This is a genomic window from Streptomyces olivochromogenes (genome assembly GCF_001514115.1).
Taxonomy (GTDB): Bacteria; Actinomycetota; Actinomycetes; order Streptomycetales; family Streptomycetaceae; genus Streptomyces; species Streptomyces olivochromogenes.
This window is the reverse complement of sequence record NZ_KQ948451.1, coordinates 978,220-992,009: the sequence shown is the minus strand read 5'-3', so window position 1 is coordinate 992,009 and position 13,790 is coordinate 978,220. Positions and strand designations below refer to the sequence as shown.

The 13,790-nt window shown below is 76.4% G+C and carries 10 protein-coding genes; all 10 read right to left on the bottom strand.

Going from position 1 to position 13,790, the window contains the following annotated elements; genetic code table 11:
* Positions 1 to 2,022: a hypothetical protein gene (locus AQJ27_RS04545; RefSeq protein WP_067361862.1), complete on the bottom strand. Its 2,022-nt coding sequence runs from the start codon at positions 2,020 to 2,022 to the stop codon at positions 1 to 3.
* A gap of 157 nt (positions 2,023 to 2,179) precedes the next feature.
* Entirely contained in the window at positions 2,180 to 2,791 is a 612-nt protein-coding gene (locus tag AQJ27_RS04540; protein ID WP_067361860.1) for a hypothetical protein, read from the bottom strand.
* Positions 2,792 to 2,809: 18 nt separating this feature from the next.
* Positions 2,810 to 4,033 carry a hypothetical protein gene (locus tag AQJ27_RS04535; RefSeq protein ID WP_067361857.1) on the bottom strand — a complete coding sequence of 408 codons (1,224 nt, stop codon included), beginning with the start codon at positions 4,031 to 4,033 and terminating at the stop codon, positions 2,810 to 2,812.
* Positions 4,034 to 4,083: 50 nt separating this feature from the next.
* Positions 4,084 to 5,235, bottom strand: coding sequence for a hypothetical protein (locus AQJ27_RS04530; RefSeq protein ID WP_067361855.1), 1,152 nt, complete (start codon positions 5,233 to 5,235; stop codon positions 4,084 to 4,086).
* Complete coding sequence (locus tag AQJ27_RS04525; RefSeq protein WP_067361853.1) at positions 5,232 to 6,665, bottom strand: hypothetical protein; 1,434 nt, start codon at positions 6,663 to 6,665, stop codon at positions 5,232 to 5,234. The genes AQJ27_RS04530 and AQJ27_RS04525 overlap by 4 nt, the downstream gene beginning before the upstream one ends.
* The gene (locus AQJ27_RS04520; protein ID WP_067361849.1) at positions 6,662 to 8,248 is read right to left on the bottom strand and encodes a hypothetical protein; all 1,587 of its coding nucleotides are present in this window, start codon (positions 8,246 to 8,248) and stop codon (positions 6,662 to 6,664) included. The genes AQJ27_RS04525 and AQJ27_RS04520 overlap by 4 nt, the downstream gene beginning before the upstream one ends.
* A gap of 2 nt (positions 8,249 to 8,250) precedes the next feature.
* Positions 8,251 to 10,413 (bottom strand): putative baseplate assembly protein, encoded by a 2,163-nt coding sequence (locus AQJ27_RS04515; RefSeq protein WP_159064320.1) that lies wholly within the window; start codon positions 10,411 to 10,413, stop codon positions 8,251 to 8,253.
* Positions 10,410 to 12,551, bottom strand: a complete 2,142-nt coding sequence (locus tag AQJ27_RS55485; RefSeq protein ID WP_067361847.1) for a baseplate J/gp47 family protein — start codon at positions 12,549 to 12,551, stop codon at positions 10,410 to 10,412. The genes AQJ27_RS04515 and AQJ27_RS55485 overlap by 4 nt, the downstream gene beginning before the upstream one ends.
* Positions 12,548 to 13,039 (bottom strand): GPW/gp25 family protein, encoded by a 492-nt coding sequence (locus AQJ27_RS04505; protein ID WP_067361844.1) that lies wholly within the window; start codon positions 13,037 to 13,039, stop codon positions 12,548 to 12,550. The genes AQJ27_RS55485 and AQJ27_RS04505 overlap by 4 nt, the downstream gene beginning before the upstream one ends.
* The gene (locus AQJ27_RS04500; protein ID WP_235613385.1) at positions 13,036 to 13,776 is read right to left on the bottom strand and encodes a phage baseplate assembly protein V; all 741 of its coding nucleotides are present in this window, start codon (positions 13,774 to 13,776) and stop codon (positions 13,036 to 13,038) included. Before AQJ27_RS04500 ends, AQJ27_RS04505 begins: the two co-directional genes overlap by 4 nt.
* Between the last annotated feature and the right edge of the window lie 14 nt (positions 13,777 to 13,790).

Here is a 13,790-nt window from a genome sequence, read left to right as displayed (position 1 = left end):
TCACCCTCCTGTGAAGACGACGGTCCGGCCGCCGAACCACGGCACGTCCGGCACATCGGCGAGCAGCCGGTGCCGGTAGAGGTCGGCATGGCGCGCGCCCAGCGGCAGCCGTATCTCGACCGTGCTGTCGTGGAACAGCACACGGGCCCCCAGGTCGGCGAAGCGGTCGAGGGCGTCGACGGGATCAGTGGCCTCCCGCTGCGACCAGAGCGTCCAGGCGAGGTCGGCCAGCGCGACCCCGACGGCCAGCGTCGTCGAGCGTTCGACCGCCGGGGCCCGGCCGGCGCGCACCGCCGGGCGCAGCTCGACCAGCGCCTCCACGAAACGGGCGGCGCGGGACGCCTCGTACGTCAGTCGGCGTGCCGCCCCGACCAGCGTGTCGTCGGGAGCGGAACGGGACGGGAGCCGCGCCCCGGTGTTGGTCCAGCAGCGGCGCGGACCGGGCACCCGGCTGAGCCGCTCGCCGCGCGCGGGCGGCAGATCGGTCACGAAACCGATGCCCAGGGCGTCCAGGGCGTGAGTCAGCCCCGTGGCCCCGGAAGCGACGGACCGGGCGGGCAGGAGGACCAGGGGCCGGCCGGCCAGTTCCCAGGGCCGGAGCAGTTCCGCGGGGAGCGCGGCCTCCCATACCGGGTACAGGCCGTCGAGGTCCAGCAGCAGGAGCCGGTCCGCGGCCAGGGCGTGCAGCAGCAACGGGCTGGTGGCGGTGTGCCCTTGGGCGGCTTGCAGCCCGAGCCGGGCGTCGAGCAGGGGCAGCAGCGGGCCCAGTCGGCGTTCCAGGTCCGGTGGAGAGGTGTCGGGCGTGCCCTGGGCGGTCGTCGTCGCCCCGGCGAAGACGGCGACCGCGTGCGCGTCCCCGGGTGCGCGCAACCAGCCGTGCACGGGCGGCGGCAGCACCTTGTGCGCGAGGCAGGCGGCGAAGGCCGCGCCGTCGGCGTCCCGCGCGCCCCCGCCGGTGAGGACGGCCGTCAGCCCCTGCAGATAGCCGCGGTCGTGAAGCGGCGGTAGCAGCAGGAAGGGCAGTGCGCGGTCGGTGTTGGTGATCGTGCCGGACGCGGGGCCGAAGTGGTGCTCCTCCCGCGACCGGCCGGGGACCGGTGCGGTGCGCGCGTGCGGTGTGCCGTCGGCGCCCGGGGCGGGCTCGGGGCCGGTGGGGGTGACGGTGCGTGGTGTGTCCCGCCCGGCGGACGGCAGGGATCGCAGCGCCGCCAGGAGGGCGGTGGTGAGGGCGTCCGGGTCGGGTGGCGCGGAGGGCGCGACCGTTCCGAGGGCGTCTTCGGTGGCGCCGGGTGCCGGTGTCGGCGGGGCCGTCGGCGGCGGGCCGGGCGCGGACGTCGTACGGCGTCCCGCCGCGTCGAGGGCGCTCAGCAGCAGCCGTAGCGTCTCCGCTCCGAGCCGGGCCAGTACGGTGTCCAGCACCCCGCAGGCGGACGCCTCGTGGAGGAGGCCGACCAGCACCCGGTCACGGTCGAAGGGCGGTGCGGCCATGGGCAGACCCGAGCTCCGCACCACCTCGGATTCCACGGTGTCGTGGGCCGCGGCACTCGGCTCGGCGTCGGTCGGCGATCCCGCCGCGCGGAGGTGGGCGGGTCCGTCTGGGGGCACCCGTCCCGCGTGGCCGCGGTGGAGGGGCACCGCAGCGCCGGGGCCGGGCGACGCGGACGTGTCGCCCAGGGCCTGCGCGCGCGTGGCCGCGGCCGAGAGTTCGCCGAGCGAGGTGTGGGCCCTGATGCGCACGGGGACGGTGACCTCCACGTCCTGCGGTACGGGGCCGGACTGCGGGGCGACACCTGCGGCGGCGATCGGCAGGCCGGTGCGGTGGAGCGCGTCGGCGAGGTGGGTCCGCAGCACGCGGGGGAGCAACGCGACCGCGCCCCGGGCCAGTTCGGAGGGGTCGGGGCCCCAGCTCCAGCCGTCGGTCCTGACCACGCGCAGCCGGCAGCCGAGCACGGTGCAGCCGCCGAGCGCGTCGAGGAGCCCGTCGCCGCCGTCGGCCGTCGCCTCCGTGGGGAGCGTCGTCATGCCCGTCGCCTCTCCGTCGTCGTGTGATCCGTACGCGGCCTGATCCGTATGGGACCCGGTCCGAATGGGACCCGGTCCGAATGGGACCCGGTCCGAATGGGACCCGGTCCGAATGGGACCTGATCCGTACGCGACCTGATCCGTACGCGGCCGGGTGTCAGCCGAGCAGTCCGGTCAGGTACACGCTCACCGGTCGGCCTCGGACGAAGACCAGGGCGTGATCGTTCTGTCCGACGGCGCCGTCGCCCAGGACGGCCGTCCCGGTCCCGTCGAGATGGGCCGCGATCGTGATGTGGGCGGCGGTGCCCGTGCCCCACTGGGCCGGTGGATGGACCAGGAGGAGGACGGGTGCGTTCGCGTCGTCCGGCGAGGTGATCCGCAGCGACCCGGCGTCGTGGTCGACGGTCGGGATGTCACCGGAGACCTCCGCGAGCCGCGCTGTCGCCGGGGCGGCGGCCTGCGGGTCGCCGGTGTCCACGTACCAGTGCCAGGGCGTGGTCAGCAGCCCGGGTGGCGCGCCGAGTTCCTCGGCCGTCAGGAGGTCCGCCGGGACCAGGACCAGGCCGGTGGCGTCCGGGACGGCCAGCGGGAGGGCGCCGCCCGCCAGGTGCCCGGCGACGGGCGGGGGAGCGGTGCCGGTCCTGGTGAGGGCGGCGACCACATGGCCGGTGTGCTTCAGGCGGACGACCGTGACGGTCGGCTCGGTGGTCCGCCCGCTCGTCCGCCCGGAGGTGTGCCCGGCCGCCGGGGCCGGTACCGCGATCGTCATGACTGACTCGCTCTCGGATCAGGTGGCGGGGTGGGCGGCGGGCCGGGTGGCCAGGACGACGTAGTCGGCGGTGCCCGGCAGGACGGAGAACAGGTCGAGCGTCCGCGCGGTGCCGAGCCCCGTGTACCAGGCGATCAGACAGCTCAGCCGGCGCTCGGAGTCCACCTCGCAGCGCAGCACCACGGGCAGGGCGCCGAAGCCGGATGGGTCGGCACCGCCCTCGGCGGGAGCACCGTACGTCTGGAGCCGTGGCGTCACCTGGACGTGCAGGACGACCTCGCCCGAGTCCACCTGATCCACCGTCACCGGCGGGGGCAGCGGCAGGATCACACCGTGGGTCGCCGTGCCGGACTGGACGAGGACGCTGCCGCTCACCAGCGGACTGTCCACGGCGCCGCCGACGGTCAGCCCGCCGGAGACCCGCACATCGCCCAGGATCCGGGTGCTGCCGTCGCCGAGGACGCGCAGCGCCGGGGCGAGCGCGCCGGCCGCGTTGAACCGGCCGATGTCCAGGCTGCCGTCCGCGCCGCCGATCCGGACCCCCACCTTTCCGGCCACCGGGCGGGGTTCGGCGGCCAGTTCCAGCGTGCCGCCGCGCGCGGACACCCGGTCGGCGAGGACGCCCGCGTACCTGCGGCCGACCCCGTTCGCCCGGGGCAGCACCCCGGTGAACCCGCCGTCCTCGCCGTCGGTGGCCCAGGTGACGAAGGAGAGCAGCACCCGGCCCCGGTCGCCACCGCCGAGGCGGTCGGGTCCCGCGTCGGGCGCGGGCGCCTGCTGCTCGCCGAGGTCGAGTTCGTCGCCGGGGGCGCCGACCAGCAGGAGGAAGCCCTCCGTGGTGCGCGCGGCGGCGCCGTTCGCCGCGCAGGCACCGGAGGACACCGCGGTGCCACCGGTGGCGGGCTCGTCGCTCCACATGAGCATGAGCGGGCGGGGAGCGGTGTTGGCGGGGTCGACGATCGTGAACCCCTGGTCGGGCGTGGAGAGTTCGACCGGGGCCGGTACCACGATCTCGCGGCCGGACGGGTCGACGAGGGTGCCGCCGCCGACGACGACCGTCTTGTAGACGTCCGATCCGGCCCGTGCGCGGACCGTCACCTCCAGACCCGAGGCGATCCCCCAGGTGTGCAGGTGCCGGTGGTGGCGTGCGGCGGCATCGCGGTCGTAGCGCACCACGGCCGACAGGTCGTCGGCGGCCAGGATCTGGCCCTCGTGGAATTGCGGGCGCAGAGGTGCCGGCATGGTCTGCTCCTTTCACGCCTCGGTGGGCGGCTTGCGTCCCGGTGGGCGGTTCACGTCTCGGTGGTCGGCCGCGGCAGGCAGCCGGTGAGATCGAGCAGGTCGAGCAGGAACACCAGCAGATCCGCCGTGCCGACCTCGTGTGCGAGGAGCCGGGCGAGCCCGCTCCGCCACCGCTGTTCCGCCGGATCGGGCAGATGGGCGCCACGCCGTCCGGCCGGTACGGCCCGTACGACGTCGCAGCCGTCCAGCGTCACCTCGCCGATCAGCACTTCGGGGACGCAGCCGCTCGGGCAGGGCACGACCACGAGCGAGCGGACGGCCGAGCGCAGATACGCCTCGAAGGCGCGCCAGGCGTACACCTTGCGCAGCCGGTTGTGCTGAACGCCGTTGCCGGGCGGTTTGGCGGGTACGTCGCACAGCAGGGCCAGCGGACCGCGGTCGCACAGATCGCCGTTGACGTCGAGACGGGCGGTGAGCCAGTCGGTGAGGTCGTCCGCCGAGGGCCGAGTCGTGTCGCTCTCGCACGCGGCCAGGAACCCCCGGTCGTCACCGAACCGGCGCCGCAGCAGCGCGCACAGCCGGTCCCGCGGCGGCTCGGGGACGCAGCCCACGGAGTAGCGGTGGCCCTCGCGCACCCGCGTGGGTACGCACGCGACCGTCGCGCAGCCGTCGCCGGGATCGTAGGGGGCGGCGGGCTCGGCGAACTCCTCCTCGTAGCGCAGGAAGAGACCGTACGTACGCTCGGGACCCGGCGGGCACGGGTCGGGGCAGCCGCCGCCCGTGGCGCGGAACTCCCGGGCCAGCGCCACGACATCGACGTCCTCGGCGCACCGCACCGGGATGTCGTTGCCCGCGCCGTCCACCGCGTGGCCCTCCCCGACGCGCACCGTGCCGCGGGCGCAGGAGTCGCAGCCGACGGACAGACCGCACAGGACCGCGCCGTACCCGTCGGCCGAGACGTAACGCAGCCGGTTGTGGACGCGGACGCGGCCGGTGGTCCAGGTGGCGAGGCCACCGAGGTCGTCCTCGGTGAGGAGTTGGCCCGCGAAGAACACCGGGCGGACGGGGCCGCCCGCGCGGAATCCGGCGGTCGGGGCGAGGGCGGCGGGGGCCGTGGCGGTGGGGCTTGCGCCGCATCCGCAGCCGCAGTCGCGGGGTCCGGTGGGGTGAGGTCCGGTGGTGTGGGTGCCGGAGCCGGTCATGGCCGCTCCTCCGTGGTCGCGCCGTCGGTGTCGCCGTTCTCGGCCGGGGGTTCCGGCGCCGTACCGGCCCGGGCGTCCGCGCCGGTGTCAGGGGAGTGCTCGCCCTCGAACCCCCGGTCGTGGTCGGGTCGTCGGTTGTCGATGAAGATCCAGCTCTCGAAGACGCCGGCCGCGCCCGCGGGCGTGCCGGACGTGCGGGGGCCCGAGCCGTCGGGTGGCAGGAGTCCCGGCCGATGCGCGGGCGGGCCGCCCGGCCGCGGCACCAGGCCGCCGGTGTGGGTGCCGTCCACCGGGTCGCCGCAGACGTCCAGGACGAACGGGGTGCGCAGCACCAGATGGATCCGGTCGCCGTCGTTGAGGTACTCGCGGTCCGTCTGCCGGATCCTGATCGCCGTCGCGGTCTCACAGGTCTCGACGGTTACGGCGCTGTGGTCGGCGTTCCCGCTCTCGTGGGCGGCATCGGTCACGCCGTCAGGCAACTCCCGTTCGAGGCGGGTCTCCAAGCGCATCACGGTGCCGTGGACGCCCCGGCCGCCGGTGATCTGGAACAGGTCCGCGACGCCCTCCTCGGCCAGGGTCGCGGTGCGTACCGGTCGTGAGAACTCGATCCGCAGGCCGTCTCCGCCGAGCAGGGCGCGTGCCTGCTGGGTGGTGAGGCGGCCGCCGTGCGGCCAGGAGACGCTGGTGACGACGGTCGCCGGACGCCGGGCGAGGGGGCGGCGGACCTCGGGGTGGATCTGCTCGGGGGTGAGGGCGCGATCGGGACGGACGTGGTCCACTCGGGCGAGCAGCAGGCCGGGTCCCACGGCCCTGCCGTCACCGCATCCGTGCGCGGGGGACGCGCCGTCGGCGGGTGACGCGCAGGGACAGGGCGGATCGCAGGGATCGGGGTGCGGGGGCCGGGTCGTCGCCCGCAGGGTGAATCCTTCGCGGATATGGGCGTAGGCGGTGCGCGGGAGGCCCTCGCAGGACTCGGTGTAGACGGCGCGCACGCTGTCGACCGGCTCCTCGCAGTGGTGGATGGTCAGATGGACGGTGACGCCGTCGGTGCCGGACCGGATGTCCTCCAGAGCGCGGCACCGCTCGTCCTCGTCGAGCAGCCGCCACAGGTCGTGCCGGGGCAGCGTGCCGCACGGCACGATCAGTTCGTCGCCGTTCCGGTCGACGGCCATTCCGTCGGTCACCTCGAACCAGGGCGCCGTGCGCCGCGGATCCGGGCAGGTGCCGTCGGGCACCGGCACCGGGCGTGTCCAGAGCCCGTGGGCCACGCCGTAGCCGTGCAGGGCCAGGTTGTGCAGGCGCAGCCGGGCGAGGAACTGCTCCTGCTCCTGCCGGAGGTCCTGGGCGGACAGCAACTGGCCGTGGAAGTACGTCAGCCGCCGCCGGCCCGTCGGTGGGGCGCCGTCACGCCCGGTCGGAGGAGCCGTCATGAGGTCCTGCCCTTCTTCTCGTCGGGGTGTCCGCCGGTCGTCTCGTCGGGGTGTCCGCCGGTCATCTCGCCGGGGTGCCCGCCGGTCTTCTCACCGAGGTGTCCGCCGGTCTTCTCATCGGGGTGTCGCCCGGCGTGCGGGCCGGGGTGTCCCGCGGGGTACGGGCCGGGACGCCCGCCCGTGTCGTCCTCGTTCAGGGCCACCGTGCGGACGCCCGCACCCGATGTGCCGTCCAGCCGGATACCGCGCCGCCCCGAACGGTCCGCCCCGAGCACGCTGTCCGCGCCGAGGTGCGCCGCGCCCGCCGGGGAGGCCGCGGGCGCGACCAGGAGGGTGTCCACGCCGACCGCGCTGCGCTCGCCGACGGTGAAGCCGTGCCCGCCGACGGACACGGTGGCCGTGGTGTGCGCGGGGGCGAGCCGTTCGACCAGGTCGGCGGCGACCTGGGCGGTGGCGTCGGCGGGCGGCGCGGGACACCGGGCGGTGGCGGCCGCACGCGGCGGCAGGAGCACGCGGAAACGGAACGCGGTGTCGGACAGCGGGTCGTCGTCCGGGTCACCGAGTGAACGCAGCGGCGCTCCGCCCCCGCGGCCGCCGCTCCCGGCCAGCCGCGAACCGAGGACCGCGGGCCCGCCGAGCCGCACCCGCGACGCCGACCGGCCGAACAGCCGTACCTCGCCCACGCGGGTGTCGCGACCCACCGCGCCCCACGGCGCGCCCGCCGGTTCCAGGATCGCCGGGCGCACCCCGAGCACGATCTCCAGCGCGAGGGCGAGCCCGCAGGGTGTCCCGCGCCGCCTGCGCAACTCGGGTGCCGCGACGATGAGTCGGCGCAGCACGGCGGGCGGGAGCTGCGTGGTACCGGGGTCGAGTGCGCCGGGGTGCGTGCCGCTCCCCGATCCGCCGCCCGCGCTCGCGCCCGGCGCCGGATCGGGGTCGGGGCCCAGGTCGAGGCCGAGCAGGCCCGCGATCCACGGCAGTACGCCGTCGGGCACTCCGGACGGGTCGAGCAGCGCGGGCGCGCGTTCCGTGGCCCGGTCGAGGGTCTCGACGACCGAATCGAACAGGGCGAGGAACCGCTCGGTGAAGTCGTCGGCGGTCGGATCCTCGCGGTAGACGGCCGGGAGGAGATCGGCGGAGGTGGCACGGGGCAGGTCGAGGCGCAGCTGCCGTACGGCGGGTCCGGGCGCGGTGGCCTCGGCGCGGCCCAGCAGCAGTCGTACGACGAGGAACCGGCCCGGCGGCTGGTCGACCAGGACGTCGTGGGCCCCGCCCGTGACCGACTGCCAGTCCTCGGGTCCAGGTACGCCCGCGGGATCGTCCCCGGTGGTGGCCAGTTGGACGACCAGCGCGCTGCCCGAGGGGACATCGGCGTCGATCCGGATCCGGTGCCAGCGGCACCGGGAGATTCCGCTGTCGAGCGGGACGGTGACCAGGGCCGCCTCGGTCACGCCGGGCGGCACGACCAGCGCGTCGCCGTCCTGGACGGGTGCGGGCAGCGGAGCCGCGGCGCCCTCGGCCGGGCGCCAGCCGGAGGCGGCGTCCAGCAGCAGATGGGTGGGCGCGTCGGTGCGGATGTCCACAGTCACCCCCCTTTCCGGTCGGTGGCGGGGGCGACGACGGAGGCCGTCACCCGTCCGGCACGGACGAGCGCGTGCGGCTGCAGCGGTGTGTCGGCGCACGGCGGGACCGGCCGCCCGTCCACCGTGAGCGTCAGCAGCGGCACCGCCGTCACCGCGTCGTCGGTGAGCAGTCTGTGCAGCAACTCGGTGTGGACGAGGGGAGCTCCGAAGGGCCGGCCGTCGCCCGCGGCACCCCCGTCGAGGGGATGCAGGAAGCGGCGCAGCCCGTCCTCGGCCCGCCGTACGGCCGCGGCCGGGTCGGCGCCCGGCGCGAGCGCCAGCACGATCCGGGCGTCGACCTGGACGTAACGGGGCGCGGCGGCCACGACGGTGATGCCGGTCGGGGCGAGGGCGCGGGTCAGATGGTCCGCGACGGCTTCGAGGTCCCCGGCCGTGGGCAGCGGCGCCCCGGCGGTGGCGGGGTCCTCGTCCGGCGGCACCAGATAGACGCCGACGATGCCGGGCAGCCGTGCGCCGGGGTGGTCCGGGTGGTGCCCCGGCACGGCGTGGGCGCGGGCGACCCGGGCACCCGGGGCCTGCAACGCCAGCAGGGCGTGGTCGGCCGGGGTGACGGCCCGCCCGGCGGTGCGGATCTCGGCGGCGCCGCGCCGGACCGTGGCGTCGAACCGCTCGGGGTCCGTGCCGCCGGTCCCCGGCAGCGGATTGGTCACCGAGGCCACTCCCGGCACGGCGGTACGCAGCACGGTGGCCGTCTCCGCCGCGACGGCACCCCGCCTGCCGCCTCCGGTGCGGTAGCCGACGGCCCGTACGTTCCCCGCTCCCGGTGGCAGCGCGACGCCGTGCACGCCGTCGCCGAAGGTGAGCACGCCGGTCTCGGCGTCGAGCGCGAACACCCGGTCGGCGGGGCCCGCGAGCGTCAGATCGGGCACCTCGCGCCACACGGGCCCCGGGCCCCGCAGGCTGTCGGCCGTCGCCTCCCCGACCGGGAAGAGCGGCGCGGCGGGGTCGTCGGCGACGGTGACGGTCAGCGAGCCGGGCACCACGGGCGGCGTCGCCACCCGCAGCCGTACGCCCGCGCCGCCGTCCCGCTCCCGGGAATCCACCGGCACGGGGCCGAGCACCTCGTCGCGCACGGTCCGTACGGCCGCGGCGAGCACCGTGTGCGGCAGGACGGCGACGAGCCGCGGCGGCTCGGCGTACGACCCTCCGGCGAGCCGCACCCGCAGCCAGCGGGCCTCGGGGAGCTGGGGCCCGCCGGGCGGCCGCCCCGGCCGCCATCCCGTGGGCAGTCGCAGCTGTACGGTCCCGGTGCCGGCCAGCGTCCCGGTGTGGTCCACCACGACATCGGCCGCCCGGAAGGTGTCGCCGTCCAGGACCGACCAGCGCAGCTGCGGCGGGGGCGCGTCGGGCGGGGCGACGGTTCCGCGGGCCGCCGCGGCGGGACCGCCCGGGCGCGGCGCCGCGACGAAGGCGAGCGACAGCCCGCCCTCGACGGCCTCGGGGGCGGTGAACCCCAGCCACAGCGCCGAACCGGCCGTGCCCCGGGCCCCGAACGGGAGGAATCCGTCGGCGGCCGACCCCTGACCCGGCAGCACCTCGTCGACCGGCCCAGGCAGCGTGCCGGTGGCGGGGCGGCCCACCGCGAGGGAGGTCAGCTCGGCAGGGGACACCCACATGTCGTCCACGGTCTCCAGCACCACTTCGGTGCCGTCCTCACCGGGAGCGCCGGCCTGGAAGCCCGCGGGCACCTGAACTCCCGTGCCGGCGGAGGCGGTTGCCGTCAGGCGCAGCAGGACCTGGGCGGGCGAGGCGGGCAGCGGGGAGACCCCGGCGATCCGCAGGTGCTCCACGAGGAGCTTGGCGGGCAGCCGGTCGACGCGTCCGGCCGCCGCCTCGGCCAGCAGCCCGAACAGCCGCAGCAGCGCCTCGCCCGCGTCGTCGGGGCCCGTACCGGTCCACTCGGGGGTGAAGCCGCCGACCCGGGCGCGCAGCGCGGCCACCAGGTCGTCGCGGGTGACGCCCAGCGGTACCGGGCGGCCGTCCGCGTCGAGCAGCGTCGGCCGCGCGGCACCCGCGGACAGCGTCCACCACGGCTCGTCCACCGCGGGGGCGAGCCGGGCGGCGGGATCGACCGGCGCGGGCGGGCCGGGGTCCTGGGCGTTCACGCGCGCACCTCCCGAGGGACGGGGCCGGACGGCGGGGTCGCGCACACCAGGACCTCGACCGGGCCGGGAAGTTCGCCGGGACGCAGCGGCACATCGCCGCAGGACTCGTACGGTCCCTCGTCCAGGGCCACGGCGACGGCTCGCACCGGGGTCCGGTCGCCCGCCGCCTCCAGCGCGCGCTCGACCGTACGTTGCAGCGCCGAGGGGCGCAGGACCCCGCCGAACGGCCAGCCCGTGCCGTCGCCGCCGACCAGCGGGTCGAGGTGGCGGCGCAGCGCCGTGTCGAGGAGGTGCCGGCGGGCGGTGTCCGCGGCGAGGGTGACGCGCACGCGCACCGGACGGTAGCGCGGGGGCGCGACGAACACCCCGGCGCCCAGCAGCCGCGCCGCCTCCAGCCGGGCCCGTACGGCGCTCAGCGCGCCGGGGTCGGGCACCGGCAGCGGCACGGCGTCGGGCGCGGCGACGTCGCCGGGGGCGCGCGGCACCCGGGGGACGACGAGGGTGGTCACGGCGCCGGGCACCCTCCGCCCGGGATGCGCCGGGTGGACGCCGACCAGTGCGTGGGCGCGGGCGACGGCGACACCGGGGGTGGAGAGGGCGAGTTCCTCATGGTCGGCGGCGGTCACGGCACGGGTGACGACGCCGAGCGCGACGGCCGCCCGGCGGCGCGTGGCCGCCGGGGACTCGGGCTCGGCCCCGCCCGCGGACGGCACGAGAGCGCGCGCGGTGCACGGCGCGCCGGGCGGCTCGGTGTCCTCGGGGACGCCGGTGAACACCCAGTCCCCCGGCGGGGATGGGGCCCCGGCAACCGGTCGCGGACCGGCGAACCCGGCCAGCGCGGGGAAGGCCAGCAGCGCCGCCGGAAGGGCGGCGCGTACGGCCGGATCCGCGCCGCCGTTGCCGGCGGGACCGCCGCCGAGCCGGTACTCCGCCCACAACACCGTCGCCGACCCGGTGCGGCAGACCCGGGGGATCCGTCCGGTCAGACCGTCGCCGAAGCGCAGCGCCCCGAACGCCCGGTCCACGGTGAACACCCGGTCCAGCGGCCCGCTGAACGCCAGATCCGGTACGGCCGCCCAGTCGTGGGCGCGAGCTTTCCCTGCGTCGTCGCTCTCCCACAACGTGAACCGTCCGACGTCGATGAGCCGCCCGGCCGCGTCCTCGGGCAGGGCGACCACCAGGCCCGGAAGCCGCGGCCGGTCGACGAGCCGGCGCGCCACGGGGCCGTCCGGGCCCTCCTCCAGACGGACGCGCCGCGCGTGGTGCGCGGGGACCGTGTTCGGGGCGAGGCCCAGCAGCCGTGGTGGTGCGGCGAAGGTCGCGGCCGGTGTGTCCAGCAGCAGTTCGCGTTCGGTGCCGCCCGCCGTGGCCGGGAGCGTCAACCGGACAAGGCCGGACCGGCGCAGCCCCCCGGTGCCGTCCACCACCGCGCCGGCCGGCAGGGCGCGTACGTCCCCGACAGGCCCGTACGACCAATGGAGTCGAGCCGGTGGTGGTACGTCGGGCACCGCCCGCGCGCTCCAGCCCTCGGGGGCCGGGCTCCCGGTCCACGGTCCCGCCGGTTCCTCCACAGTGACCAGCAGCGCGAGCGTTCCGCCGTCCGGGAAGCCGTCACCGGACACGGAGAGGCGCACGCGGACCCGGGCGGGACGGCCGGGGGCGCCCGCCAGCGGCACCGGGCGTCCGGCGGCGAGATCGGCCGTGCGGTCCCGTTCACCGGACGCGTCGCGCACGGACAGCCCGGTCACCCGCACCGGCAGCACGTCCAGGCCCCCCTCCAGATGGAAGTCCGTGCCGCGTCCCGGTTCCCGGCCGAAGGAGGCGCCCTCCCGGATCCGCAGCCGGGCGCCGGGCTCCTCCGGCACGACCTGAAGCACCGTCACCGCGGCGGTCGCCGGGGCGGGTCCGGGCACCCCCAGCAGCCGCAGCACCGCGTGCACGACCGCGTCCGGAACCTGGTCGAGCCGGTAGATCTGCTGCTCCAGCAGATACGCCTGCAGGTCCAGCAGGGTCATGCCCGGGTCGACGGGGGCGTGCAGGGTCCAGCGGCCCGCTGACTCGGCGGGGATCCGTGAGCGGACCGCGTCCACCAGATCGGCCCAGGACAGATCGTCCAGCCGCAGCGGCGCCAGGGTCATGAGAGGCCACCCCCGCCCGATGCGAACCCGCCCGCTTCGAACGCGCCCGCGCCCGACTCGAACGCGCCCGCGCCGCCCACCAGCCCCGCGCCGCCGTCGAGGTAATAGGGGAAGACCAGCGTCTCGTGCCGGCCCGTCGCCCTGACCCGGTAGTCGACGGACACCGTCACCCGCCACTCCTCGCCCGGCTGCGCCTGCGCCCGTACGTCGTCCACGGCCGCCCGCGGCTCGAAGTCCCGGATGGCGAAGCGCACCGAGTCCTCCAGCTCGCGCAGGGTCCGCGCGCTGCCGGGAGCGAAAACCAACTCCGGTGCGCGAGTGCCCAGTTCGGGTCGCATCACCCGCTCGCCGAGGCCGGTGCGCACCAGCACCAGCAGACAGTCGCGGACGCTGTCCTCACCGGCCGCGTACGCCAGTCGCCCCGAGGCGTCCGGCAGCAGCGGGAAGCGCCAGCCCCGCCCGAGGAAGGCCTCCGCCCCGCCGGTCACGGGGCCACCCGCACGGTCGTCGACATCGGCGGAGGCGTGGTCGCGGGGATCGCCGGGCCCGTGACGCCGGGTGCGACGAGGTGGGTGTGCGGGACGAACCACGACAGGAACCGCTCCCACGAGACCACGTGCTCCGCGGCGCCGGTGCCCAGACTCACCTGCGGCGCGTCCAGCGTCACCGAGTCACCGGTGACCGTCACCGAACCTCCGCTGACCGTCACAGGACCCGACCCGGCGCTGATCTCCACCTGGCCGTCCGCGGTCACCGTCACCTTGCCGCCGGAGGCGGTGCGCACCACCACCGAGTTGTCCGCGTCGGAGAGTTCGACGCGGTGCCCGGCGGACGAGGTGAGCCGTACGGCCTGACGGCCCGCGCTGTCGTCCAGGGCCAGTTCATGACCGTGCTTGGTCCGCAGCAGCTTCTCGTCCCGGCCGCCGGTGCGGTGCGTGGGCGGTTTGTCGACGCCGTTGTAGAGGCAGCCGATGACCACGGGGTAGCGCATGTCGCCCTGGTCGAAGGCGACGAGCACCTCGTCGCCCTTCTCGGGTACGAAACTCGCCCCGTACCCGTTGCCCGCGTACGGCTGCGCGACCCGGCACCACTCGCTGATCGTGGCGCCGTCGTACCACGGCAGCGTGAGCCGCACCCGGCACTCCTTCTCCGGGTCGCCCTCCACCCGTTCCACGATTCCGGTCGCCACACCGAAATACCTCTTGTCCACGGTCTGTCCGGGCATGGCCGTCATCGCCC

Excerpts from the sequence above, each read along its gene's own strand:
- AQJ27_RS04545 (WP_067361862.1), bottom strand. The coding sequence starts at position 2,022 with ATGACGACGCTCCCCACGGAGGCGACGGCCGACGGCGGCGACGGGCTC.
- AQJ27_RS04540 (WP_067361860.1), bottom strand. The coding sequence starts at position 2,791 with ATGACGATCGCGGTACCGGCCCCGGCGGCCGGGCACACCTCCGGGCGG.
- AQJ27_RS04535 (WP_067361857.1), bottom strand. The coding sequence starts at position 4,033 with ATGCCGGCACCTCTGCGCCCGCAATTCCACGAGGGCCAGATCCTGGCC.
- AQJ27_RS04530 (WP_067361855.1), bottom strand. The coding sequence starts at position 5,235 with ATGACCGGCTCCGGCACCCACACCACCGGACCTCACCCCACCGGACCC.
- AQJ27_RS04525 (WP_067361853.1), bottom strand. The coding sequence starts at position 6,665 with ATGACGGCTCCTCCGACCGGGCGTGACGGCGCCCCACCGACGGGCCGG.
- AQJ27_RS55485 (WP_067361847.1), bottom strand. The coding sequence starts at position 12,551 with ATGACCCTGGCGCCGCTGCGGCTGGACGATCTGTCCTGGGCCGATCTG.
- AQJ27_RS04500 (WP_235613385.1), bottom strand. The coding sequence starts at position 13,776 with ATGCCCGGACAGACCGTGGACAAGAGGTATTTCGGTGTGGCGACCGGA.